The 25094-nt window shown below is 64.7% G+C and carries 24 protein-coding genes; 4 read left to right on the top strand and 20 right to left on the bottom strand.

Annotated features, from left to right (window positions below; all coding sequences use genetic code 11):
• Positions 1-75 precede the first annotated feature (75 nt).
• Positions 76-1377 carry a citrate synthase gene (gene gltA, locus AAFG07_RS20785; protein WP_342728859.1) on the top strand — a complete coding sequence of 434 codons (1302 nt, stop codon included), beginning with the start codon at positions 76-78 and terminating at the stop codon, positions 1375-1377.
• Between the two features lie 32 nt (positions 1378-1409).
• Here the strand turns inward: gltA and AAFG07_RS20780 are convergent, their stop codons facing one another.
• From AAFG07_RS20780 to lpxA, 5 genes are all read right to left on the bottom strand, one after another.
• Positions 1410-1745 (bottom strand): metalloregulator ArsR/SmtB family transcription factor, encoded by a 336-nt coding sequence (locus tag AAFG07_RS20780; protein ID WP_342728858.1) that lies wholly within the window; start codon positions 1743-1745, stop codon positions 1410-1412.
• A gap of 5 nt (positions 1746-1750) precedes the next feature.
• Entirely contained in the window at positions 1751-2407 is a 657-nt protein-coding gene (locus tag AAFG07_RS20775; RefSeq protein ID WP_342728857.1) for an SRPBCC family protein, read from the bottom strand.
• A 111-nt stretch (positions 2408-2518) separates the two neighbouring features.
• Complete coding sequence (lpxB, locus tag AAFG07_RS20770; RefSeq protein WP_342728856.1) at positions 2519-3697, bottom strand: lipid-A-disaccharide synthase; 1179 nt, start codon at positions 3695-3697, stop codon at positions 2519-2521.
• Positions 3697-4554 (bottom strand): UDP-2,3-diacylglucosamine diphosphatase LpxI, encoded by an 858-nt coding sequence (lpxI, locus tag AAFG07_RS20765; RefSeq protein ID WP_342728855.1) that lies wholly within the window; start codon positions 4552-4554, stop codon positions 3697-3699. The genes lpxB and lpxI overlap by 1 nt, the downstream gene beginning before the upstream one ends.
• A 19-nt stretch (positions 4555-4573) precedes the next feature.
• Positions 4574-5368 (bottom strand): acyl-ACP--UDP-N-acetylglucosamine O-acyltransferase, encoded by a 795-nt coding sequence (lpxA, locus tag AAFG07_RS20760; RefSeq protein ID WP_342728854.1) that lies wholly within the window; start codon positions 5366-5368, stop codon positions 4574-4576.
• Positions 5369-5505: 137 nt separating this feature from the next.
• On the opposite strand from lpxA, the gene AAFG07_RS20755 reads away from it, so the two are divergent.
• The gene (locus AAFG07_RS20755) at positions 5506-5829 is read left to right on the top strand and encodes a KTSC domain-containing protein (protein ID WP_342728853.1); all 324 of its coding nucleotides are present in this window, start codon (positions 5506-5508) and stop codon (positions 5827-5829) included.
• Between the two features lie 21 nt (positions 5830-5850).
• On the opposite strand, the gene fabZ is transcribed toward AAFG07_RS20755, so the two are convergent.
• The 14 genes from fabZ to AAFG07_RS20685 all read right to left on the bottom strand — a co-directional run bounded on the left by fabZ (position 5851) and on the right by AAFG07_RS20685 (position 23289).
• Positions 5851-6309, bottom strand: coding sequence for a 3-hydroxyacyl-ACP dehydratase FabZ (fabZ, locus tag AAFG07_RS20750; protein ID WP_229170551.1), 459 nt, complete (start codon positions 6307-6309; stop codon positions 5851-5853).
• Entirely contained in the window at positions 6309-7370 is a 1062-nt protein-coding gene (gene lpxD, locus AAFG07_RS20745; protein ID WP_342728852.1) for a UDP-3-O-(3-hydroxymyristoyl)glucosamine N-acyltransferase, read from the bottom strand. Before lpxD ends, fabZ begins: the two co-directional genes overlap by 1 nt.
• A gap of 32 nt (positions 7371-7402) precedes the next feature.
• Positions 7403-9946 carry an outer membrane protein assembly factor BamA gene (gene bamA, locus AAFG07_RS20740; protein ID WP_342728851.1) on the bottom strand — a complete coding sequence of 848 codons (2544 nt, stop codon included), beginning with the start codon at positions 9944-9946 and terminating at the stop codon, positions 7403-7405.
• Between the two features lie 177 nt (positions 9947-10123).
• Positions 10124-11275 carry an RIP metalloprotease RseP gene (gene rseP / locus AAFG07_RS20735; protein ID WP_342728850.1) on the bottom strand — a complete coding sequence of 384 codons (1152 nt, stop codon included), beginning with the start codon at positions 11273-11275 and terminating at the stop codon, positions 10124-10126.
• A 44-nt stretch (positions 11276-11319) separates the two neighbouring features.
• Complete coding sequence (dxr, locus tag AAFG07_RS20730) at positions 11320-12546, bottom strand: 1-deoxy-D-xylulose-5-phosphate reductoisomerase (protein ID WP_342728849.1); 1227 nt, start codon at positions 12544-12546, stop codon at positions 11320-11322.
• Positions 12547-12550: 4 nt separating this feature from the next.
• Positions 12551-13339, bottom strand: a complete 789-nt coding sequence (locus AAFG07_RS20725; protein WP_342729201.1) for a phosphatidate cytidylyltransferase — start codon at positions 13337-13339, stop codon at positions 12551-12553.
• 80 nt (positions 13340-13419) lie between these two features.
• Complete coding sequence (locus tag AAFG07_RS20720; RefSeq protein ID WP_223967277.1) at positions 13420-14178, bottom strand: isoprenyl transferase; 759 nt, start codon at positions 14176-14178, stop codon at positions 13420-13422.
• A gap of 21 nt (positions 14179-14199) precedes the next feature.
• Positions 14200-14763 (bottom strand): ribosome recycling factor, encoded by a 564-nt coding sequence (gene frr, locus AAFG07_RS20715; RefSeq protein WP_176531045.1) that lies wholly within the window; start codon positions 14761-14763, stop codon positions 14200-14202.
• Positions 14764-14836: 73 nt separating this feature from the next.
• Positions 14837-15553, bottom strand: a complete 717-nt coding sequence (gene pyrH, locus AAFG07_RS20710; RefSeq protein ID WP_342728848.1) for a UMP kinase — start codon at positions 15551-15553, stop codon at positions 14837-14839.
• A gap of 69 nt (positions 15554-15622) precedes the next feature.
• The gene (tsf, locus tag AAFG07_RS20705) at positions 15623-16546 is read right to left on the bottom strand and encodes a translation elongation factor Ts (RefSeq protein WP_342728847.1); all 924 of its coding nucleotides are present in this window, start codon (positions 16544-16546) and stop codon (positions 15623-15625) included.
• 127 nt (positions 16547-16673) lie between these two features.
• On the bottom strand, positions 16674-17666 hold the full coding sequence (locus AAFG07_RS20700; RefSeq protein WP_342728846.1) for a 30S ribosomal protein S2: 993 nt from the start codon (positions 17664-17666) through the stop codon (positions 16674-16676).
• Positions 17667-17927: 261 nt separating this feature from the next.
• Positions 17928-18455: a DUF2846 domain-containing protein gene (locus AAFG07_RS20695; RefSeq protein WP_342728845.1), complete on the bottom strand. Its 528-nt coding sequence runs from the start codon at positions 18453-18455 to the stop codon at positions 17928-17930.
• Between the two features lie 110 nt (positions 18456-18565).
• Positions 18566-22090 carry a DNA polymerase III subunit alpha gene (dnaE, locus tag AAFG07_RS20690; protein ID WP_342728844.1) on the bottom strand — a complete coding sequence of 1175 codons (3525 nt, stop codon included), beginning with the start codon at positions 22088-22090 and terminating at the stop codon, positions 18566-18568.
• Between the two features lie 464 nt (positions 22091-22554).
• Positions 22555-23289 carry an outer membrane beta-barrel protein gene (locus AAFG07_RS20685; protein ID WP_342728842.1) on the bottom strand — a complete coding sequence of 245 codons (735 nt, stop codon included), beginning with the start codon at positions 23287-23289 and terminating at the stop codon, positions 22555-22557.
• A gap of 294 nt (positions 23290-23583) precedes the next feature.
• Between AAFG07_RS20685 and AAFG07_RS20680 the strand changes: the two genes are divergently transcribed.
• Both AAFG07_RS20680 and AAFG07_RS20675 read left to right on the top strand, forming a co-directional pair.
• The gene (locus AAFG07_RS20680) at positions 23584-23880 is read left to right on the top strand and encodes a DUF3551 domain-containing protein (protein WP_342728841.1); all 297 of its coding nucleotides are present in this window, start codon (positions 23584-23586) and stop codon (positions 23878-23880) included.
• 117 nt (positions 23881-23997) lie between these two features.
• Positions 23998-24279, top strand: a complete 282-nt coding sequence (locus AAFG07_RS20675) for a DUF3551 domain-containing protein (protein WP_342728840.1) — start codon at positions 23998-24000, stop codon at positions 24277-24279.
• A gap of 107 nt (positions 24280-24386) precedes the next feature.
• On the opposite strand, the gene AAFG07_RS20670 is transcribed toward AAFG07_RS20675, so the two are convergent.
• Positions 24387-25085 (bottom strand): ABC transporter ATP-binding protein, encoded by a 699-nt coding sequence (locus AAFG07_RS20670; protein ID WP_173642802.1) that lies wholly within the window; start codon positions 25083-25085, stop codon positions 24387-24389.
• Positions 25086-25094: the final 9 nt, after the last annotated feature.

Genomic DNA, 25094 nt, shown 5'->3' with positions numbered 1-25094 from the left:
TCCGCCCCGCCATGGGCCGCAAATTAGCGACTGGGCAAGGTCGGTTTTCGCAACGATTTCATCGGGGATCTCACGATGGACGCAAAATCCAGCAAGACAGCCACACTCACCATTGGCAACAAGAACTACGATTTCCCGATCCTGAGCGGCACGGTTGGGCCTGATGTCATCGACATCGGCAAGCTCTACGGCCAGGCCGGGGTGTTCACCTACGATCCCGGCTTCACCTCGACCGGCAGCTGCCAGTCTAAGATCACCTATATCGACGGCGACGCCGGTATCCTCGAATACCGCGGCTACCCGATCGAGCAGCTCGCCGAGAACGGCGACTTCCTCGAAACCTGCTACCTGCTGCTCTACGGGGAGCTTCCGACCCCGGCGCAGAAGAAGGACTTCGACCATCGCGTGATCCACCACACCATGGTGCACGAGCAGATGGCGCGTTTCTTCCAGGGCTTCCGCCGCGACGCGCATCCGATGGCGATCATGGTTGCTGCTGTCGGCGCGCTCGCCGCGTTCTACCATGACTCCACCGACATCAACGATCCGAAGCAGCGCATGATCGCCTCGATGCGGATGATCGCGAAGGTGCCGACGCTGGCGGCGATGGCCTACAAATACACCATTGGCCAGCCCTTCGTGTATCCGAAGAACTCGCTGTCCTTCGCCGAGAACTTCCTGCAGATGTGCTTCGCGGTGCCGTGCGAGGACTACAAGATCAACCCGGTGCTCGCCGACGCGCTCGACAAGATCTTCATCCTGCATGCCGACCACGAGCAGAACGCGTCGACCTCGACGGTGCGTATCGCCGGCTCCTCCGGCGCCAACCCGTTCGCCTGCATCGCGGCCGGCATCGCCTGCCTGTGGGGTCCGGCCCATGGCGGCGCCAATGAAGCGGCGCTCGCCATGCTGTCGTCGATCGGATCGGTCGACAAGATCCCCGAGTTCATCGCCAAGGTGAAGGACAAGAACAGCGAAGTCCGCCTGATGGGCTTCGGTCACCGGGTCTACAAGAACTATGATCCGCGCGCCAAGATCATGCAGAAGATGTGTCACGCGGTGCTGGCCGAGACCGGCCATGGCGATGACCCGATGCTGAAGGTTGCGCTCGAGCTCGAGAAGATCGCGCTCAGCGATCCCTACTTCATCGACCGCAAGCTTTACCCGAACGTCGACTTCTATTCGGGCATCACGCTGAAGGCGATGGGCTTCCCGACCTCGATGTTCACCGTGCTGTTCGCGGTCGCCCGCACCGTCGGCTGGATCAGCCAGTGGAGCGAGATGATCGAGGATCCGCAGCAGAAGATCGGCCGTCCGCGCCAGCTCTACACCGGCGTGGCGCGCCGCGACTATGTGACGATCGACAAGCGCAAGTAAGCTTCATCTCTGACAGGTTCGAGACGGCGCCATCATTCCTGATGGCGCCGTTTTCGTTTGCCGCGGGCGACTTCGGTCGCGAGCGCATCGAGACGCGGCAGCCAGAACGCCCTGAAGCGGTCGAGCCAGTCGTCGACCTCGCGCAGCCGCCCCGGCTCCACGGCATAGATGCGGCGGGTGCCGTCGGCGCGCACCGACGCGAAACCGGCGTCGCGCAGGATCCGCAACTGCTGCGAGACCGCCGATTGGGTGATGCCGAACTCGCGCTGCACGACGGCGACGACATCGCCCGAACTGTGCTCGCCGGTCGCCAGCAGTTCCAGGATGCGCCGGCGGACGGGATCACCGAGGATGTCGAAGGCGTGCACGGTTGCTAGCCTCCACTCGGCTCAGGCTCGCCGCAATAGAACGCCGTCGTGTTGGCCCCGGCCCGGCGTGCCGCCGCCTCGTCCGTTCCTGCCTTGATCGAGGCCCTGCACCAGTCCGCGCTGCTGCGGCGGATGAAATCCTTGCCGTCCTCGGAGCCTGGCCATGCCGCCGCGGCCGCCCGGTCGAACTGCCCGCCAGGGCCTGCGGCGACATAGAGCGCAAGCCCGATCAAGGCGAGGTCCCAGCCCACGCCGACCGCACCGGGTCCGTAGCGATCCCAAAAGTCGCCCTCGATCAGCGAAAGATGCTCCAGCACGAGCCGTGTGCCGCCGGCGGCATCGCCGGCCAGGGTCACGGTGACCCAGCTGACCGCGCCCATCGCCTCCCAGGTCACGGCGAGCCGGCGCGGCGGCTCACACGTCGTGATTTCCCCGCCGGCTTGGCCCTGGAACTGATAACGGCCGCCCAGCTTCAAATCGCCCGAGATCGGCAGGAACCAGCGCGGGATGCGCTCTGGATTAGTCAGCGCGTCCCAGAGATCAGCGATGTCGGTGTCGTAGCTGCGGGTCGCGATGACAGCCCGCGCCGGCTTGCCGTCGCGGTCCCGGACGGCGACTTCGCGGACAACGGCTCCGACATAGGCGACAGGATCGATCTTCATGACGGCTCTCCGCATTAATATTAGTTACTACTAATATTAGCGCAGCCTAAATATTCGAAGCAAGCGGAACCGTTGCGGCCGTATGCCGCCGACGACAGGATGAGCGAATGGCTAGGCCGAACGCCGGCTCATTTCCGCGAGCACGATGTCGGCGGCGCGGACGCTTGGCGGCTGGTCGCCGGTCGACATTTTCCCGTCCATCGTCGCGAACGCCACGAGCTGCCGCAGACGGTCAGGCGAATCCGCGAGTACATCGCCCAGCGCGCGCGCGAGCTTGTCCGGCGTGCAGTCCTCCTGCAGGAACTCGGGAATGATATCGCTGCCGATCACGAGATTGGCGAGGATCACCGACGACACCCGGATCGCACGGCGCAGGATGAACGCTTCCGCAGCACCGACGCGATAGGCCGTCACCATCGGAATGCCTGACAGCGCGAGCTCCAGCGTCACCGTACCTGACTTTGCGAGCGCCGCGCGGGCCACGCGGAATGCGGCGCGCTTCTCGCTCTCGCCGATGGCAAGCCGCGGTACCACGGGCCACGACGCAACGCCTTCGCGCACCATGGCCTCGAGATGCGGCATGGTGGGAAGCACGAGCTCGAACGGCGTTTGCTTGTTGAGCTGGCCGAGCGCCGCGCCGAACAGCGCCAGATGATGCCTGATCTCGCTGCGCCGGCTTCCGGGCAGGACCAGCAGAACCGGCGGCTGCGCATCGCGCCGCTTCTGCTCCTCCTCGTTCGGCCGCAGCGAAGTGAGCTGCTCAGTCAGGGGATGCCCGACATAGCTGCATGGCGGTCCCTGCAGCTTGCGATATTCCTCCGGCTCGAACGGCAGCAGCGCGAGCACGTGATCGACATAGCCTCGCATCGCGCGCGCCCGGCCCGGCCGCCAGGCCCAGACCGATGGCGACACGTAGTCGACGATCGCAATGTTCGGGTTGCGCGCACGGACGCGGCGGGCGACGCGGTGGGTGAAGTCGGGGCTGTCGATGATGACGAGCATGTCAGGGGCATCGGCAAGCACGGCATCGGCCGTGCGCCGGATCAATTGCAGGATCTTCGGCAATTGCTTCACGACGGCGGCAAAGCCGATGATCGAGAGCTCCTCGATCGGAAACAGGGGATCGATGCCCTCGCCCGTCATCTCCCGGCCACCGACGCCAGAGAATTGCACGGCATCGCCGAGGCGCTGGCGCAGCACCTTCATCAATGCTGCGCCAAGGCGGTCGCCGGACTCCTCAGTCGCGATGAGGAAGATCTTACGGCCGCTGCTGGGACTGCGCGCCTGCATCAGCCCGCCAGTCCGATGACAAACAGCCCCTTGGCGTCGGCGGCCTCGATCAGCGCCTGCGGATCGGCAGCAAGCGTGTTGCCGGCGATCACGGCGATGCCGGCGATGCCGGCCGCGGCCGCGCCCTCGACCGTGCGTGGACCGATGGTCGGCAGATCGAAGCGCAGATCCTGCTTGCTCTTCGGCGCCTTCACCAGCACGCCGCGGCCGGCCTTGGCGCGGATGCGGCCGTCGGCACGCAGCCGCGCCACCCGCGCGAGCAGCCCATCGGTGCCTTCGATGTCCTCGACGGCAACCACGTGACCGTCGATCACCACGGCGGCCTGTCCGATGTCGAACGGGCCGAGCGCATCGAGCACGCCGCGTCCGCGCGCGATGTCGGCGAGCGCGCTCGAGTCCGGCGTCGTGCGCGTCACGGCGCCCTCAGGCATCAGCAGGTCCGGCGCGACATCCTTGATTCCGACCATGCGAAATCCCTGCTGCTCGAGGATGCGGCCGACGCTCGACAGCAAATGATCGTCACCGCCGCGGAACGCGCGCACGACATGGCCAAGCAGGCGCAGCGTACCCCAGTCGAGCCGGATCTCCGACAGCGCGGGACGCACCAGGGTGCCGATGAAGATCAGATCGCGGCAGCCTTCGTCGCGGAACAGCCGGGTCGCGCGTCCGAGCTGGCCGACCGAGATCCAGCGATGACGAAACCGCTGCGCGCGCACCGGATCGCAGGCGCCACGCAGCGCGAACAGCACCGGCGTGATGCCGCGCGCGGTGAGCTGATCGGCGACCGCGAACGGCATGGCACCGCCGCCGGCGATCACGCCGACCGGCGAAGAAAGCGAGGGAGCCGCTGACGTCATGCTGGCGGCCATCCCCTGCTCAGTTGGAATCGGCGGGAAGACAGAGCGGCCGGAGCTTGCTGCCCTCGATGAAGGCAAGGATTTCCGCGATCGCAGGATCCTCACCCGCCAGCGGCTGCACCGAAGCCAGCCGCTCGGCGAAGATGCCGGGACCGTGGAACAGTTTTTGATAGAACGCGCGCACCGTCGCCAGCCGTGCCTTGGTAAACTGGCGCCGCCGCATGCCGATGATGTTGAGCCCTTCGAGCACCGCGTATTGACCGTTGGCCAATCCGAACGGGATGATGTCGCCGCGCACGCCGCAGACGCCGCCGATCATCACCTGCGAGCCGACGCGGGTGAACTGGTGCACCGCCGACAGGCCGCCGATATAGACGAAGTCGCCGATCTCGCAGTGGCCGCCCAGCGTCGCTGACGTCGCGAAGATCACGCCGTTGCCGACCATGCAGTCATGGCCGACATGGCTGTTGTTCATGAAGAAGCCGCGATCGCCGACGCGGGTGAGCCCGCCGCCCTTGATCGTGCCGACATTCATCGTCACGCCTTCGCGGATCGTGCAGGCTTCGCCGACTTCGAGACGGGTCGGCTCGCCGCGATAGCTGAGATCCTGCGGCGGCCCGCCGAGCGCGGCAAACGGCGAGATGACGCAGCCGGCGCCGATCTTCGTATGCCCGCTGATCGTGACGTGCGCGATCAGCTTGCAGTTTTCGCCCAGCACGACGTTGGGGCCGATGATGCAGTACGGACCGATCTCGGTGCCGGCCCCGATCACGGCGCCATCCGCAATCCGCGCAGTGGGGTCGATCATGCTCATGTCGTTACGGTCCGGAATTCGTGAGTGGCGCCAAGGTGCTATTGGTCGATTTGGGCGGTCGTTAGCGCGACTTTGCCCGCCCTGTCCAGTGACGTATGATGACGGCCTGTTGCAAACGAGAAGGTCGCAACCGATCCATGGTCCGGGCCGCCGCGCTGATCCTCAGCCTGTTCTCCGCGCCGATCGGGCCGGAGACCGTCGACCTCGGCAACAGCACGAGCGTCGATCTCTCGACCTTCGACTGCCGCGACATCAACCGCAGCACGATCGTCCAGCGCGTCTGCTACAGCGCGGGCGAACGCACGCTGCTGGTCGCGGTCAGGGGCAGCTACCAGCATTATTGCGGCGTGCCTACGGAGACCTACGACGCGCTGATGATCGCACCATCGATGGGCCTCTTCGTCAATCGCGTCCTGCGGATCGCCGGCGCTGACGGCCGGTATGCTTGCAGGACGTCGTGACCCCGGCGACTTGAAGCTGCCTTAGTCCGTCAGCATCGCGCCGACATCGGCCTCGGCAACGATCTGGCCATTGACCTTGGCGTCACCGTGAAACCACCACATCGTCTTGCGGCGGCCGAGCGAGCGCATGTGGTACTCGATGGTGTCGCCGGGCATCACTGGCTTCCTGAACTTGCACTTGTCGATGGTGAGGAAATACACCGCGCGCGGCTTCTCGGTGCCCTCGACCGACTTGATGCCGATCACGCCGGCGGTCTGCGCCATCGCCTCGATCATCATCACGCCGGGGTACACCGGGCGATCCGGGAAATGCCCCTGGAACGGCGGCTCGTTGAAGGTGACGTTCTTGATGCCGATGCCGCTGTAGTCAGTGCGGATCTTGATCACGCGGTCGATCAGCAACATCGGAAAGCGATGCGGGAGCGTCTTCAGGATATCGTTGATATCCACGAGCTCGAATTTGACCGGTGCCTCCTCCATCACTCCTGTTCCTTGCCTTTGGCTTCGTTGTCGCGCACCAGGCGCTCCACCGCGATAATTTCCCTGAACCACTGCTTGGTCGGCTTGGCGAAATGCCCGCCCCAGCGACCATTGGCCGGAATGTCGTCCTTGACCGCGCTCATCGCCGTCACCTGGGCGCCGTCGCCGATCTTGAGGTGGTTGTTGATGCCCACCTTGGCGCCGAGCGCGACATTGTCGCCGATCGTCAGACTGCCCGCGAGCCCGATCTGGGCCGCGAGCAGGCAGTGCCGGCCGATGGTCACATTGTGGCCGATCTGGACCTGGTTGTCGATTTTGGTGCCCTCGCCGATCACGGTGTCGCGCAGGGAACCGCGGTCGATGGTCGAGGCAGCGCCGACCTCGACATTGTTCTGGATCACCACACGGCCGGTCTGCGGCACCTTCACGTGCCCTGCCGGCCCGAAGAAGATGAAGCCGTAGCCGTCCTGACCGATATTGCAGGCCGGGTGGATCAGCACGTTGTTGCCGATCAGCGCGAACTGAATGGTGGTCTTGGCGCCGACATTGCAGTCGCGGCCGATCTTGACGTCGGCGCCGATCACCGCGCCGGCGCCGATGATGGTGCCGGAGCCGATCTCGACCCGCGGGCCGATCACGACCAGCGGATCGACGATGACGCCATCCTCGAGGCGCGCGCTGGGATCGATGATCGCAGACGGGGCGATGCCCTCGGTCCCGAACCAGGATTGTGGACGCAGCGCATCGGCGTGCCATTCGCGGGCGAGCTCGACGAACACCTGAAATGGTTTTGCGGCGCGCAGCACGGCGGTGCCCTTCGGCACCTGCGCCTCGAAACGCGGGCTGACCAGACACGCGCCGGCCTTGGTCGCGGCCAGCTGGTCGGCGTATTTGAGATTGTCGAAAAACGCGAGATGCATCGGACCGGCCTCGTCGAGCGAGGCCAGCCCCCTGATCTGAAGCGCGCCCCTCTCGGGGTCGACCAGTTGCGCCTTCGTCAGCGCGGCGATTTCAGCCAGCGATGACGAAGGAGGACTTTTGAAGAAGATCGGCTGCGCCATTCCATCCGTCGCAGTCCGGTCGAGCAGCGGTTTTAGAAAGTCGTACCGCCGCCAAACCGGAATTCTTGCACGCGGTCATACGCACCCTTGGTCAGCGGTACAGCGTAGTCGAAGCGTAGCGGACCAAACGGCGACTGCCAGATCAGGCCGACACCGACCGAGGTACGGACAACCTTGCTGTCGTCAAAACTCAGGCCAAGGCAGGTACCTGGAGACGGCGGGTTGTTCGTCGGCCTCACGCAGCCAGGCGTGTTGACTTCGCCCGTCGCCGCCCACGAGGTTGGGCCTTGGTAGTCGTACAGGCCGCCGGCGTCGGCATAGACCGCGCCCTTGAGCCCGACTTCCTTCGGCAGGAACCAGAACGGCATCTGCAGCTCCGCCGACACGCCCCAGTACTTGGTGCCGCCGACGGCGTCCATGGTGCCGTAGGGATTGATGTCACGCGGACCGATGCCGTTCGGCGCGAAGCCGCGGACCAGGTTCGGGCCCATCTGGAAGTGATCCAGCATGCGCAGATCCTGGCTGCCGAGCTTGTTCAGGATGCCGCCCTGGGCGTGGATCACGCCGACGATGTCCGACACCAGCGGAGTGTAGTACTTCGCGTCGATCGCGCTCTTGATGTAGCTGACGTCGCCGCCGACGCCGGCGAAGTCCTGCTTGAAGTCGATGATCAGACCTTCGGTCGGGTTCTTGTTGTTGTCGAGCGTGTTGTAGTTGAGCGTGTAGCCCAGCGCCGAGGTCAGGGTTTTGCCACCCGCCAGCTCCTTGCGGACCGGCAGCGAGGCTTCGCCGTCGCTGTAGCAGCCGAGACCGTTGGTCGACACCAGGCTGATCCCGTTCAGGTTCGCATAGGCCGGGCTCGGATTGAACGCAGGATTGGGCGTTACACCGTCAGCCAGGAAAGGATTGTTGTTACAGTTGTCGAGCGTCGACGGCAGGGTGATTTCCTGCTGATAGATCGAGTAGCGCAGCTGCAGTGACAGATCTTCCCGCAGGCTGAAGCCGAGGCGCGGACTGAAGCCGAGCGTCTTGGTGCCGTAGGCGATGTAGCTGTTGGACAGCTGCTGGCGCTGGTAGAAATCGAGGCCGAGCGCGACGCGGTAGTCGAGCAGATAGGGTTCGACGAACGACAGCGAGTAGCCGCGGGCATACTGGCCGTAGGTCACCGACGCCTTCGCGAACAGGCCGCGGCCGAGCAGGTTGCGCTCGGAGACGCTGACTTCAGCCAGCGCGCCGTCGGTGGTCGAATAGCCGCCCGACACCGAGAAGTCGCCGGTCGACTTCTCCTCGAGATCGACGATCAGGATGACGCGATCGCTGGAGGACCCGGGTTCGGTGGTGATCTTCACCGTCTTGAAGAAGTCGAGGTTCTTCAGCCGGCGCTCGGCACGGTCGACCAGCGCACGGTTGTAGGCGTCGCCTTCCGAGATATCGAATTCGCGGCGGATCACGTAGTCGCGCGTGCGGCTGTTGCCGCGGATGTTGATGCGCTCGATATAGGTGCGCGGACCTTCATCGATCGCGAAGGTGATCGACACCGTGTGATTGTCGAAATTGCGATCGCCGCGCGGACGGACCACCGCGAACGCGTAGCCGCGGCGCGACGCCTCGATCTGCATCTCCTCGACTGACTTCTCCAGCGCCTCGGCGTTGTAGAGCGAGCCGATATTGACGCGCGAGAACGAGCGCAGCGCGTTCGGATCGAGCGTTGCGATCGACGACGTATAGTTGACGGCCGCGACGCGGTACTGCTGTCCCTCTTCGATCTTGAAGGTAACCAGGAAGCCTTTCTTGTCGGGATCGTATTCGGTCAGCGCGGCCACGACCTGAACGTCGGCATAGCCGTTCTTGAGGTAGAAGCGGCGCAGCAGGTCACGGTCGGCCTCGACCCGGTCGGGATCGTAGACGTCGTTGCCGCCGAGGAAGCTCAAGAGGTTCGATTCGCGGGTCTTGATGACGTCGCGCAGGCGGGACGCCGAGTAGGCATTGTTGCCCAGGAACTCGATCGACCGCACGCCGGTCTTCACGCCTTCGTTGACCTCGAAAATCAGGTCGACGCGGTTGTTCGGCTGCTCGATGATCTGCGGATTGACCCGCACGTCGTAGCGGCCCGAACGGCGGTAGATTTCGGCGATGCGCAGGGCATCCGACTGCACCATCGGGCGCGAGAAGGTGCCGCGCGGCTTGGACTGGACTTCGGCGGTGAGCTGCTCGTCCTTGACCTTCTTGTTGCCCTCGAAGGCAACGCGGCCAATCACCGGGTTCTCGACCACGACCACGACGAGGCGCCCGCCCCGCTGATCGATATGGACGTCCTGGAACAGGCCGGTCTCGATCAGCGCTTTCAGGCCGTCGTCGATCTGGGCCTGGCCCAGCCGACCGCCCGGTCCGGGATGGAAATAGGAACGAATGGTTTCGAGCTCGACGCGGCGGTTCCCCTCCACCGTGATCGAATCGACCGTCTGCGCAAGCGCAGGCGCAGAGACAGCAACGGCCGCCAAGGTGGCCGCCACCGGCGCGGCGAACATGACCAAGGCGGCGAACAGCCCCCCCCTCACTCGCATTCCAAACATCATGCGCAACGCGCCCTTATCTTTCGCAATGCCGGACCGTTCCCCAACGACCCGACAGATTCCCAACCTGCCGCTCAGCTTGTAGCCAACTTTGCCAAGGGGGCAAACTTACTACAGCTGAACATTTCCATTTTCATACCAAGACGTTGCCCATTGGCAACGCCACAGAAAAGCCCCGTTTCAGGACCCAGCGATTCTGAGGATGTCGTTATAGGTCGCAAACACCATCAGCATCAGAACCAAACCCAGCCCGATTCGGAAACCCACCTCCTGCGTCCGCTCTGAAAGCGGGCGTCCACGAAGCGCCTCCGCGCTGTAGAACAGGAGGTGTCCGCCATCCAAAAGCGGGATCGGGAACAGGTTCAACAGCCCAATCGAGACCGAGAGGATGGCGCAAAGATTGACAACGAACTGGAACCCGGCGCTCGCGGCCTGACCCGACAGCTTCGCGATTCCAATGACCCCGCTCACCTCGGCCGGATTGCCGGTTCCGACGAACAGCGACCCCAGGAACTTGAACGTGCTCGAAATAATATACCAAACCTGCTCGACACCGATCTTCATGGCTTCGAAGACGCCGACCGGAGCGCTGGATGCTTCGCCGACCTGAGCCTTATGCTCGATTCCGAGCACGCCGATTCGGTGGGCATTGCCGAAGGGGTCCTTGACCTCCTTCAGTGCCGGCGTCGCCTTCAGCGCAACGACCGCGCCGTCCCGCTTCACTTTGAATCCAAGTTCTGAACCAGCATTCGAAGCTACGATCCGCTGCATGTCGGCGAAGCTCTGGATCGTGCTGCCGTCGATATCGACGACGACGTCACCGACCTTGAAGCCCGCGTTCGCAGCGACGCTCTCGGCGACCAGGCCATCGACCCGGGCGATCGTGCTGGGCTTGCCGTAATAGAGCGCCATGCCCGCGAAAATCAGGGCGCCGAGGATGAAGTTCGCCACCGGACCGGCCGCGACGATCGCGGTGCGCTTGCCGACCGACTTGTGATGGAAGCTGCCTTCGCGCTCCTCCGCCGTCATGGCGGCGAGCGCCTCCGTCGACGGCGTCGACGCCTCGCTGTCGTCGCCGAAGAACTTGACGTAACCGCCGAGCGGAATCGCGGAGATCTTCCAGCGTGTGCCATGCCGGTCGTTGAAGCCGGCAAGCTCCGGCCCGAAACCCAGCGAGAACGTCAGCACCTTCACGCCGGCCCAGCGTGCAACCAGGAAGTGGCCGAGCTCGTGAAAGAAAACAACGATGGTCAGGACGAAGAGAAAGGGAACGATATAGCCGAGGAGCCCATGGCTCAACGCATTGATACTATGAAGAAAATACTCGGGCATTCGAATTCCCCTCGACAAGAGCCATAGGCTCCGTCCCCAACCCTCTAGGTTGCCTTTAAGGCAATTTGAGGCAATAGGGCGGCAGCTTTATTTCGCGCGATATGGTCAACGGAAATCGCATCATCCGCCGAGTTCAGTGGTGGCTGATTCCCCGACCTGATCCAATCGTTCATCGTGGCTTCGACCAGCCGGGCGATCGCACCGAACTTGATCTTGCCGGCGATAAACGCCGCGACCGCGATCTCGTTCGCAGCGTTGTAGACCGTTGTCGCGCCATTGCCGAGCCGCAGCGCCTCGTAAGCGAGCCGCAGCCCCGGGAAGCGCTGGAAATCCGGCGCCTCGAAGGTGAGCTGTCCGATCTTGGCGAGATCGAGCTTGGCGGACGGGCCCACGATCCGGTCCGGCCAGCCGAGGCAATGCGCGATCGGGATCCGCATGTCGGGCGTGCCGAGCTGGGCCATCACGGAGCGATCGGAGAACTCGACCATGCCGTGGATGATCGACTGCGGGTGCACCAGCACGTCGATCTCGTCGGGCGCCAGGGCAAACAGGTAGGACGCCTCGATCACCTCGAGGCCCTTGTTCATCATCGAGGCGGAATCGATCGTGATCTTCTGCCCCATGCTCCAGTTGGGATGCTTCAGGGCCTGTTCCAGCGTCGCCTGCTCGATGTCGGCGGGAGCCCAAGTGCGGAACGGCCCGCCGGAGGCCGTGATGATCACCCGCGTCAGTTCCTCGCGATTGCCGGAAGCTAGCGCCTGGAACAGCGCATTATGCTCGGAGTCCGCCGGCAGGATGCAGGCGCCGGCCTTCTTGGCCCGCTCCATGAAGATGTCGCCGGCGCAGACCAGGCACTCCTTGTTGGCGAGCGCGACGGTTGCGCCGCGATCGACCGCGGCAAGTGCCGGCTTCAATCCGGCAGCGCCGCTGACCGCGGCCATCACCCAATCTGCCGGCCGCGCGGCCGCCTCGATGATGGCGCTCTCCCCGGCCCCGCATTCGGTCCGGGTTCCGGCCAATGCGCCCTTCAATTCGGAAAGCCGCGCCGGATCGGCAATGGCGGCGAACCGCGCGCCGAACTCCTTGGCGAGCTTGGCCAGTCCCTCGACATTGCTGTTCGCGGTCAGCGCCTCGACCCGGTAACGGTCACGCGCGCCACGCAGCAGATCCATCGTGCTGTCGCCGATCGAGCCGGTGGCACCGAGGACGGTCACGGACCGCGCTGCGGATGCCGCCGCGGCCTTGTTGTTACGCAACGGAACTGCGCTCATCTCATCACCAAACCATAAGACCGCGTCCGACGCCATCGGCGCCACCACGGAGAAAGCCGAAAATCGCCGCCACAATGACGGCCGCGACAAATCCGTCCAGGCGATCCAAAAGGCCGCCATGGCCGGGAATGATGTGGCTCGAATCCTTCACCCCGAACCGCCGCTTCACAGCGGATTCGAAGAGATCGCCAAGTTGCGAGACCACCGACAACACGGCTCCGAGCATCAGCAGCGGCCCGGCCGTGCCGATCTCGAACGCGGCAAAGCAGGCCGCAACGAGCAGGCTCGCGACGAAACCGCCGGCCGCGCCAGCCCATGTCTTCTTGGGGCTGACCCGCACCCAAAGCTTCGGTCCACCGATGCTGCGGCCCGCGAAATAGCCGCCGATATCCGTGACCCACACGATCAGCAACACGAACATCAGCGCGGCAAAGCCCTTCGCCGTATCGAGACGCAGCAGCACCGATGCGATCTCGGCGGCCGCGGCATAGAGCAATCCCGCGATGGCCCAGTTGCGCCGCACGCCCGAGGTCAGCGCCACTACAACCGCACCGACGGCGAGCACCACCAGCGCCGCATCGATGCGGCCGGCGATCAGGCAAAGTCCGGCGAGCAACAGCGCGACAACACCCGGCACCATGACGCGGGCCTCGCGTCCGAGCCCGGTGACCATGAGCCATTCCGCGAACAATCCGACCGCAACCAGCGTCACCAGCAGCGACCAGGCGATGCCACCCAGATAGGCCAGCGCGATCGCAACCGGCGCCAGCACCAGCGCCGCAACCACGCGCATCGCGAAGTTACGCGACCCCTGCTCGCTTGCTGCCGCCGGCGACTGCTCGCTTGCTGCCGCCGGTGCGGCTTCGCGCTCGCTCACGAGCCGGTTTTCGCGGCGAGGCCGCCGAACCGGCGCTCACGCTTGCCGTATTCCGCAATCGCGCCTTCGAGCGCCGCCTTGTCGAAATCCGGCCAGTGAATCGGCACGAACACGAGCTCGCTATAGGCGGCCTGCCACATCAGGAAGTTCGACAGCCGCTGTTCGCCGCTGGTCCGGATGATCAGGTCCGGGTCCGGAATGTCGGGCGCATCGAGATATTGGCCGAGCGTATCGGCATCGATGGAGTTGGCGTCGCGCTTGCCTTCGGCGACCTCGCGCGCAAGGCGCCGCGCGGCGGCAGCGATCTCCGCCCGCGAGCCGTAATTGAAGGCGACCACAAGGTTGAGCTTGACGTTATTCCGCGTCAGCTCCTCGGCCTCGTTGAGCAGCGCACAGATGTCGGGATCGAGCCCGGCGCGCTCGCCGATCACACGTACCCGCACGCCGTCACGATGCAGCGTCGCCAGATCGTTGCGGATGAAGCGGCGCAGCAGGCCGAACAGATCGCCGATCTCACTGGCCGGCCGCGACCAGTTTTCCGAGCTGAACGAAAAGATCGTGAGATAAACGATGCCGAGTTCATGGGCCGCACGCACCACGCGGCGCAGCGCCTCGACGCCGCGGCGATGGCCCTCGACGCGCGGCAGGCCGCGCGAAGCGGCCCAGCGCCCGTTGCCGTCCATGATGATCGCCACATGCAACGGACTGCCGGAGCGATCCGGTCCGTCAGTTGCTGGGGCGGCGGCGTTCGACATCTGCTCTTTCCCGTAGCGCCTTCAGACCGTCAGGATTTCCTTTTCCTTGGCGGCGAGCAGCTGATCGACTTCGGCGATCACGCCGTCGGTCGCCTTCTGCACTTCGTTCGACAGGCGCTCCTGATCGTCCTCGGAGATCTCGTGATTCTTCTCGAGCTTCTTGATCACGTCGAGGCCGTCGCGGCGCACGTGGCGTACCGCGACCTTGGCCGCTTCCGCGTATTTGTGCGCGACCTTGACCAGCTCCTTGCGGCGCTCCTCGTTGAGTTCGGGAATCCGCAGGCGCAGCACCTGTCCTTCGGTTGCCGGCGAAAGGCCGAGGTTGGAGTCGACGATCGCCTTCTCCACGGCCTTCACCATCGACTTGTCCCAGACCTGCACCGAGAGCAGGCGCGGCTCGGGCACGCTGATGGTCGCAACCTGGTTGAGCGGCATATGCGAGCCGTAAGCCTCGACCTGGACCGGCTCCAGCATGGAGGCCGCGGCGCGGCCGGTACGCAGACCGCCGAGCTCGTGCTTGAGCGATTGTGTGGCGCCCTGCATGCGGCGCTTCACGTCGTTGATGTCAAAACCAGCTGCGGCCATGACGCTTCTCCCTTTACTAGAAACCGGCTGTCGACGCCCTCGGGTCCAAAGTCTGGACCCGGAGGCGCGGCGATCAGCCGGCGACGACCGTGCCGTGTCCGGTACCGCGCAGAATCGCACCGATCGAACCGGGCTCCGCGATCGAGAACACGATGATAGGCAGCGACGTCTCGCGGGCAAGTGCGAAAGCGGTCGCGTCCATGACCTTGTAGCCGCCCTCGATCGCCTGTGAATGGGTCAGGCGGTCGAAGCGCTTGGCTTTGGGGTCCTTCTTCGGATCGGCGCTGTAGACGCCGTCGACATTGGTGGCTTTCAACACCGCCTCTGCACCGATCTCGGCCGCGCGCAGCACGGCGGTGGTATCGGTGGTGAAGAACGGGTTGCCGGTTCCGCCGCCGAGCAGGATGATGCGTCCCTCGGCGAGATATTTGTGCGTCGCACTACGGGTGAACAGCTCGGAAATCTCCGGCATCACGAACGCCGACAAGGTCCGCGCCGGTGTCCCCTTGCGCTCGATCGCCGCCTCGAGCGCGAGGCAGTTCATCATGGTGGCAAGCATGCCCATGGTGTCGCCGGTCGGCCGAGACACGCCGCGCGAGGACACCTCGACGCCGCGGACGATGTTGCCGCCGCCGATTACGACCGCGACCTCGACACCGAGCTTGCGGGCCGCGATCAGGTCGTCGGCGACGCGGTCGACCGTCGGCTGATCGATACCGAACCCGTGGGAGCCGGCCAGATATTCGCCGGACAGCTTGATCACCACGCGACGATAGATCGGCTCAGCCATGATGCGATCGCTTTCTCATCCCGCGCAGGCAGGCCTCCGGCGCGGACGCCGGACGCCAGGTGTCAGCGGTTACTTCTTGCCGCTGGCGGCCGCGACTTCGGCGGCGAAGTCGCTTTCCTGCTTCTCGATTCCCTCACCGAGAGCATAGTTCACAAAGCCAGCGATTTTGATCGGCCCGCCGACCTTACCCTCAGCTTCCTTCACCGCCTGGGCAACGGACTTGCCGCTGTCGTGGATAAAGGCCTGATCGAGCAGGCAGACTTCCTTGTAGTAGGTCTTCAGGCCGGAATCGACGATCTTCTCGATGACGTTCTCCGGCTTGCCCTGCTGGCGGTACTTGTCGGCCAGTACGTCCTTCTCGCGCTTGACGGTCTCCGGATCGAGCCCGGCCGGATCGAGCGCCAGCGGCTTTGCCGCCGCGACGTGCATCGCGAGCTGGCGGCCGAGCACTGCGAGCTCGTCGGTCTTGCCGGTGGATTCCAGCGCCACGATCACGCCGATCTTGCCGGCGCCTTCGACGACGGCGTTGTGGACGTAGCTCGACACCACGCCCTTGCTCACCTCGAGCGAAGCGGCGCGGCGCAGCGTCATGTTCTCGCCGATGGTTGCGATGGCGTCGGAGATCGCGGTCTCGACGGTGACGTCGCCGACCTTGGCCGCCTTGATCGTCTCGACATCGGCACCGTTATGCAGCCCGACCTGGGCGATCATCTTGACCAGGCCCTGGAACTGCTCGTTGCGCGCAACGAAGTCGGTCTCGGAATTGACCTCGACCAGCACGCCCTTGGTGCCGGAGGTCAGCGCGCCGATCAGGCCCTCGGCGGCCACGCGGCCGGCCTTTTTGGCGGCCTTGGACAGACCCTTCTTGCGCAGCCAATCCTGCGCGGCCTGCATGTCGCCGTTGTTCTCGGTCAGCGCCGCCTTGCAATCCATCATGCCCGCGCCGGTCGATTCGCGGAGATCCTTGACCATCGCTGCTGTGATCGTTGCCATCGTTCAATGTCCTTCTTGCCTGTACAGAAACCGCGGCGCCCGATGGCGCCGCTGTCAGCGACAGGGAAATCGTTGTTCGTGGAATAGGAGCGGCGGCCGGGCGAGACCCGGCCACGCAGCGTAGCTTTTATTCCGCTTCGGCGAGCGTCTTGGCCTGGGCAACCCAGGCGTCGGCACGGCTCGGCAGACCGACTTCTTCGCCGATCTTGTGCGCGGTGTCGTGGTCGAGCTCGGCGAGCTGCCAGTAGTGGAAGATGCCGAGGTCGTTGAGCTTCTTCTCGATCGTACCGGACACGCCGGTGAGCTTCTTGAGGTCGTCGGCGGTGCCGCGCGGACCAGCGAGGCCCTGGAAGCCGGACGGCGCAGCCGCCGGAAGGTCTTCCTGCACGGGTGCGGCCGACGCACCGATATCGATTCCGGAATCGCCCTGCGCACGCGAGATGCCGTCGATGGCGGCGCGCGCCACGAGATCGCAATACAGCGAGATCGCGCGGCCGGCGTCGTCATTGCCCGGCACCACATAGGTGATGCCCTTGGGGTCCGAATTGGTGTCGACGATCGCGGCGACCGGGATGTTGAGCCGCTGGGCTTCCTGGATCGCGATGTCTTCCTTGTTGGTGTCGATCACGAAGATCATGTCGGGAAGACCGCCCATGTCCTTGATACCGCCGAGCGAACGGTCGAGCTTGTCGCGCTCGCGCTGCAGCGTCAGCCGCTCCTTCTTGGTGTAGGAGCTGGCTTCGCCCGACGCGAGCACGTCGTCGAGATGGCGCAGGCGCTTGATCGAGGCCGAGATCGTCTTCCAGTTGGTCAGCGTGCCGCCGAGCCAGCGCGAGTTGACGAAATACTGGGCCGAACGCTTGGCCGCATCGGCAACGCCGTCCTGGGCCGAGCGCTTGGTGCCGACGAACAGGATGCGGCCGCCCTTGGCGACGGTATCGCTGACCGCCTGCAGGGCACGATGCAGCATCGGCACGGTCTGCGCGAGGTCGATGATGTGGATGTTGTTGCGGGCGCCGAAGATGTAATCCTGCATCTTCGGGTTCCAGCGGTGGGACTGGTGGCCAAAGTGAACGCCAGCTTCCAAGAGCTGACGCATGTTGAATTCGGGCAGCGACATAGATCTAATTCTCCGGTTGGTTCCTCCGGAAACGTGTGAGCAAACGAGCCTGAATGGCCCGGTTGCCACCGGACGGCCTTTGAGAGCCATGTTTCCGTGTGAGATGGCGCGGTATATAGCGCGATTTGCGCCAGAAGCAAGGAAATACGGCCGGTTACACCGGCCGGAGGGACCCTTTGAGCCCCGGAACTGATCCGTTTTGGCCCAAAACGGCCCGGTACGGCCGGCCAGGGCCCACGCCAAGATCCCGCCGGGCGATCCCTATTGCGCCAATTGCAGCTCCGCCAGCGTCGTGCGCGCGGTCGCCTCGTCCAGCGCTACGAAATCGGCCGGCCCCGGATTGGCGGCGTTCGCGGTCGCAGCCGACGCGACGAAGCCACCGACCAAACCTCCCACCATCGACACGCCGGTGACGGAGTCGTGGCGCTCGCTCGATCTCAACAGAAAGAAATAGGTGCGGCCGGGCTCGGTTGCGAAGTTGAAGGTGGTGTCGCCGGGAAACATCACTTCGTTCGCGACCAGTTGATGCCGGCCGGCGGGGCGATCGGCGAACGCGTAGGTCCCGAAGGTGACCTTGCCGATCGGCTCGCCATCAAGCTTCATGTCGCAGGCGCAAAACGCCATGCTCAGACCCTTGCGTTTTTCCTGGAGCACGACGACGCGGGAACGTCCCGGCTTCGGTGGCCCGAACTTCTGCGAGATCGCCGCATAGTCGGTGCCGACACCATCGCTCACGCAGCCCGACACCATCAACACACCGGCCAGCAAGGCCGCGTAACGTCCGAACATCCCGCCCCCGAAATTCCCCGCAGGCGGGACCATAGAAAGAAGCACGGTGTGGTTGCAATAGTGCTTAAGCCGAAGCCATTGGCTTTCCGCAGCGTCGGCGGGATCGTCGTCTACAGCGTCTGCACGTCGACCACGCCCGCGACCGCCTTGATCGCACCGGCGATCTGCGGCGAGACCTTGTAGCGGCCGGGCAGCTTCATCTCCACCTCGGTTTCGAGGTCCAGCATCATCACCAGCGAGACATCGCCATCGGCCGCACCTGCCGGTGCTGCTGACGGTGCGGTCTTGACGGCCGGCGGCTTTGCGGCGCCACCCGCGGCGGGCGCAGCGTCCGGCATGTTGAGCCGGCGTGCGATCGAATCCAGCGGCTTGGTGTCGCGCACGAAAATCCGCAGGCCCTTTTGCGTCTTGGCCGCGGCGTGATCCAGCGGCTCGGCGTGCAGCACCCTCGCCCGCACATCCTCGCCCTGCAGCTCGGCGCCGAGCTGCAACAGCACGGCCGCGCCGGGCTCCAGCACATCGCGGTACTGCGCGAGGCCCTCGGAGAACAACACCGCCTCGAAATGGCCGGTCGGATCCGACAGGCCCATGATGCCCATCTTGTTGCCGGTCTTGGTGCGCCGCTCCATGCGCGACACCACGGTTGCCGCGACCTTGCCTGCCGTCGCGCCGGTCTTCACCGCGCGGGAGAATTCCGCCCAGGATTGCACGCGCAGCCGCTTCAGCGCGGTCGCGTAGTCGTCGAGCGGATGACCCGACAGGAAGAAGCCGATCGCATCATACTCGCGCCGCAGCCGGTCCGCGGGCAGCCATGGCTCGACCTGCGGCAGCATGATGCTGGGCGCATCCGGAGCGCTGCCGAACATGTCGTTCTGGCCCGAGGTCGCCGCCTCGTGGCTGCGCTGGCAGGCGGCGAGGATCGCATCGGCGCCGGCGAAGACGCGGGCCCGGTTCGGGTCCAGCGTGTCGAAGGCGCCGGCCGCCGCAAGGCTTTCGATGATCCGCTTGTTGACGGCGCGCGGGCTCACCCTTGCTGCGAAATCGGCGAGCGAGGTGAAGGCGCCCTTCTTGTTGCGCTCCTCGATGATCTGCTCCACCGCCTGGATGCCGACGCCCTTCAGCGCGGCGAGCGCGTAGTAGATCGTGTTGCCGCTGACCTCGAAGGTCGGGCCGGAGCGATTGATGTTGGGCGCTTCGACCTTGATGCCGAGCCGCTGCGCCTCGGAGCGGAATTCGGAGAGCTTGTCGGTGTTGTTGAGTTCGAGCGTCATCGACGCCGCGAGGAACTCGACCGGGTAATGCGCCTTCATATAGGCGGTGTGGTACGACACCAGCGCATAGGCCGCCGCGTGGCTCTTGTTGAAGCCGTAGTCGGCGAACTTGGCGAGCAGCTCGAAGATCGTCTCGGCCTGTCCCTTCCCGACGCCGTTCTTCATCGCGCCGGCGACGAAGATGTCGCGCTGCTTGTCCATCTCGGCGCGGATCTTCTTACCCATCGCGCGGCGCAGCAGGTCGGCCTGGCCGAGCGAATAGCCCGCCATCTGCTGCGCGATCTGCATCACCTGTTCCTGATAGATGATGACGCCGAAAGTCTCCTTCAGGATCGGCTCCAGGATCGGATGCAGATATTCCGACTCCTCATCGCCATGCTTGCGCGCGCAATAGGTCGGGATGTTCGCCATCGGGCCCGGGCGATACAACGCCACCAGCGCGATGATGTCCTCGAAGCGGTCCGGCCGCATGTCGATCAGCGCGCGCCGCATGCCCTGGCTTTCTACCTGGAACACGCCGACGACGTCGCCCCTCGCCAGCATCTGGTAACTCGGCGCATCGTCGATCGGCAGCGTCGCGAGGTCGACATGAACATCGCGCTGCTTGAGCAGCTTGACCGCGACATCGAGCACCGTCAGCGTCTTGAGGCCGAGGAAGTCGAACTTCACGAGACCGGCCGGCTCGACCCATTTCATGTTGAACTGGGTGACCGGCATGTCCGATTTCGGATCGCGGTACATCGGCACCAGCTCGCTCAGCGGCCGGTCGCCGATCACGATACCAGCGGCGTGGGTCGAGGCGTGGCGGGTCAGGCCCTCGAGGCGCTGCGCGATGTCGAACGCACGCGCCACCACCGGATCCTCGTCGCGGAACGCCTGCAGCTTGGGCTCGCCTTCGATCGCCTGCGCCAGCGTCACCGGGGCTGCGGGATTCTGCGGCACCAGCTTGGTCAGCTTGTCGACCTGCCCATACGGCATCTGCAGCACGCGGCCGACGTCGCGCAGCACGCCGCGCGCCTGCAGCGTACCGAAGGTGATGATCTGCGCCACCTGGTCGCGGCCGTAGCGCTCCTGCACGTACTGGATCACCTCGCCGCGGCGGTCCTGGCAGAAGTCGATGTCGAAGTCCGGCATCGAGACGCGCTCGGGATTGAGGAAGCGCTCGAACAGCAAGGCGAAGCGCATCGGATCGAGGTCGGTGATGGTGAGCACCCAGGCGACCAGCGAACCGGCACCGGAGCCGCGGCCCGGTCCGACCGGAATGCCCTGCGCCTTCGCCCACTTGATAAAGTCCGAGACGATCAGGAAGTAGCCCGCATATTTCATGCGGGTGATGACGTCGAGCTCGAAGGCAAGCCGCTTGGCGTAGTCCTCCTCGGTCATGCCCGGCGAGAGGCCGTGCACCCGCAGGCGGTTGGCGAGCCCCTCCTCGGCCTGGCGCTTCAACTCGGCAGCTTCGTCGGCGGCCGCATCGGAGCTGGCGGCGGCACCGACGGTGAAGAACGGCAGGATCGGCTTGCGCGTCTTCGGCCGGAACGAGCAGCGCTCGGCGATCTCCACCGTCGAGGCCAGCGCCTCCGGAATATCGGCAAACAGCACCGCCATTTCCGCGCGGGTCTTGAAGCGGTGATCGGGGGTCAATTGCTCGCGGTTGGTCTCGGCGATCAAATGGCCGCCGGCGATGCACAGCAGCGCATCATGCGATTCGTAGTCGTCACTGCTGGCGAAATACGGCTCGTTGGTCGCAACCAGCGGCAGGCCCTTGCTGTAGGCGAGATCGATCAGGCCGCCCTCGGTGCGGCGCTCCTTGTCGATGCCGTGGCGTTGCAATTCGATGTAGAGACGATCGCCGAACAGGCTCGCCAGGCGTTCGCAGCGGGTCGCGGCCAGTGCGGCCTGCTCGGCACGCAGCGCCAGCGCGATCGGCCCGTCGGGTCCCCCGGTCAGCGCGATCAAATCCTCGGCGTCGTCGGTGAGCCAGTCGAGCTTGATGTGCGGGGTCTGGTTGACCGGTGTCTCCAGGAACGCCCGCGAGTTCAGCCGCATCAGGCTGCGGTAGCCGCGCTCGCGGGCCGCCAGCAGCACGATTCGCGTCGGCCCCGTCGTCGCCAGGATGCTCCGCGTATTGGGGTCGACATCGCCGAAATCCACCGCCAGCTCGCAACCAACGATCGGCTGGATGCCATAGCCGGCCATCTTGTCGGAGAATTCCAGCGCCCCGAACATGTTGTCGGTGTCGGTGAGCGCCAGCGCCGGCTGACGGTCGGCCTTGGCGAGCTCGCCGAGCTTGGCGATCTTGATCGAGCCCTTCAGCAGCGAATAGGCGGAATGAACGTGAAGATGAACGAATCCGGCATTCGGCATGGCTGCTCGGGGGTCTCTTGAACTCAGGGATGGCGCGAGTGCCCAGGTCGGATCTCGAAAGCATCAGACCCGACTCGCATCCCCATCGTGGGGCCTCGGCTCTGCCAAGTCCACGCCGAACGCGGCGTGGCGGCAGGTCGTCCTGCTTTTCCCCAGAAGCAACCTATGCCCCTGTCCCTGCGGGCACATTTCAGAACTGGGTGATCAGCTGGGCCCAAACCGCGATCATCCCGACGAACAGCGTGATCGATGCCAGCGCTGCAGCTTCCTGCACGAAAATCTTCAACATGGCCGCTCTCCCTGACTGGAACGTATGCAGAACATTGTTCCTTTTTTGTTCCAGGAGTCAAGCGAGCCCGGGAATGCCCGCGCTGCCTTCACGGCCGATGGTTAATCCGTCGGGCCAACAAAAAACCCCGGGCCGAAGCCCGGGGTTTTCGATGCCGCTTGGATTAAGCGAGCGATCAGTAACGCGCGATGATCGGGCCACCGAACTTGTAGTTCAGACGGCCGAGGACCATGTCGGTGTCGCCACCGGTGTGGAAGCCGGTCACGCCGACGCCAGCCGGGGTCACGAAGGTCGCACCGTGCGTGTCTTCGAAGATGTGGTTGTATTCGACGCCGAGCGACCAGCCCTGCGCGAAAGCGAATTCGAGGCCAACGCCGACCGTCGGGCTCCAACGGGTGTCGTAGCCGGTCGAGGACGCCAGCGCGCCGCCGGGTGCCAGGAACTGGTAGTTGCGATCGGTGACCGCAGCACCGCCCTTGGCGTACAGCAGGACGTTGTTCCAAGCATAGCCGATCTGACCGGTGAACAGGCCGAACGCATCGGTCTTCGAGCGAACGGTGCCGCCCGGGACCAGCAGGTTGCCGGTGCTGCCGGAGAAGTCAGCCCAGTTGCCCTGAGCTTCCAGACCGAACACCCAGCCGCCGGTCTGCCAGCGGTAGCCGACCTGGCCACCGACGGTGCCGCCGTTGGCATCGTAGCTGCCGGCCTGGCCGAAGCCGTCGACCGAACGGTTGTCGTGGCTCTGGCCCCAACCACCGTTGATACCGATGTAGAAGCCGGTCCAATCATACACAGCGGCAACCATGGGCGGCGGAGCCTTCGTGTAAGGGCGAGCCGCGAGGTCAGCCGCAGAGGCAGCGGTCGCGCTGAGCGCGAGCAGGCTGGCGGTGACAAGCAAAATCTTTTTCATTTTCCCGTTCCAACTTTTTCTACAGGCCCCCAAGGCCGCGAGACACCGTCATAGCAGCCCCCGTCGGAATTGCTGTAACTTCGCTGCAACAGGCAGGCCCAAACGACTTCGCTCAAATTTGAAGTTAATACTGCGTTACAAGCACTTCCTGGAACTTTTGCCACATAGCTGCCGCACAATTTTCACAATTCAAAACTGCCTGCGCAGCTGCGCGCAAGATCGTGTTGACCGGAACCGGCTTGTCCGATTTGGATCGTCGCCGAGATCGAATCTTCGCAGCGATAAGGAATGCACATGCGGACGATGATTCTTGCTGCTGCGGCGTCTGTGGTCGCGCTCGCTACGCTTGGTACGGCGCCCTCCCATGCCGTCGGCGTGCGCTACCCGTTCTGCATCCAGGGCGACCGCTATCCAGGTCTCAGCAACTGCTCCTATCCGTCCTATGAGGCGTGCCTCGCCACCGCCTCCGGCATCGGACAGAACTGCATCGCCAACCCCTATTATGCCGGCGACAACGACCCGCGCTCCTATCTGTACGTCTCCCCGCGCGACCGCCGCGAGGGTAATTTTTTCGACCTGTTCATTCACTGACACCCGGCCCGGCGTCGCCGCCGCGGGAATGTGAATTGATCGCTCCCGCACGCCGGTGCCTATTCGCATGGATGTTCGGCGCGACCGTTGCCGGCGCCAGATCGACTGGAGCTTCTGATGCGAGACCTGATTCTGGTACTGTTTCCGGCGCTCCTGGCGCTGGCTGTCATCGCAAGCACGCCAGCCAATGCCCAGAAATACGATTCGACCTCGCCGGTCTGCAAGACGAACTACCGATGGGGCGGTGAGGATACCGACTGCGGCTACACCTCGCTGGAGCAGTGCCGCGCCTCAGCGTCCGGCCTCGCCGCGATCTGCATCAACAATCCCTATTATGCCGGGCCGCCGATCGATCGTCGGCCGAGCCAGTCTGGCAAACGGCCTCGCCCCGCTTATTGAGGGTTCAAGCCCTTTCCACTTCGATTTAACCAGACCGGAAAAGGATTTAAATTCCTACGCTTAGCGAGTGTTCTTCACACGAACCGCGACCCACTTCGCGCGAAGCGCTATTCGAGCTCGACGACCTGCCCATTCGACAGTGAAACCCGGCGATCCATCCGTGCGGCGAGATCCATGTTGTGGGTCGCGATCAGCATCGCGACCCGGGTCGCCTTCACGAGCTGCATCAGCGCGTTGAAGACGTGATCGGCCGTTCCCGGGTCCAGATTCCCGGTCGGCTCGTCCGCAAACAGCACCCGCGGTGCGTTGGCAACCGCGCGCGCGATCGCCACGCGTTGCTGTTCGCCGCCCGAGAGCTCGGCCGGACGATGGGTGATGCGGTCGCCGAGCCCGAGATAGGCCAGGATCTCGGTCGCGCGCTTCACGGTTTCGGAGCGCTTGAGGCCACGAATCATCTGCGGCAGCATGACGTTCTCGAGCGCCGAGAACTCCGGCAGCAGTCGGTGCGACTGATAGACGAAGCCGATATCGGAGCGGCGAATCTGGGTGCGGTCGACGTCGGACATCTGCGAGGTCGGCGTGCCCGCGACATAGACCTCACCCTCATCGGGACTCTCCAGCAGGCCCGCGATGTGCAGCAGCGTCGACTTGCCGGATCCCGACGGCGCTACCAGCGCCACCGATTGACCGGGCCACAACGCCAGCTTGGCGCCGTTCAGGACCGTCAGCGTCGCTTCGCCCTGCCTGTATTCCCGCTTGATATCATGAAGATAGACAACCGGTACGTCTTCCGCCCCCTCTGCCATGTGCGCTCC

It is taken from the genome of Bradyrhizobium sp. B097, from assembly GCF_038957035.1.
GTDB lineage: Bacteria > Pseudomonadota > Alphaproteobacteria > Rhizobiales > Xanthobacteraceae > Bradyrhizobium.
Note: the sequence above shows the minus strand (reverse complement) of the source record. Positions and strands in the feature narration are given on the sequence as shown.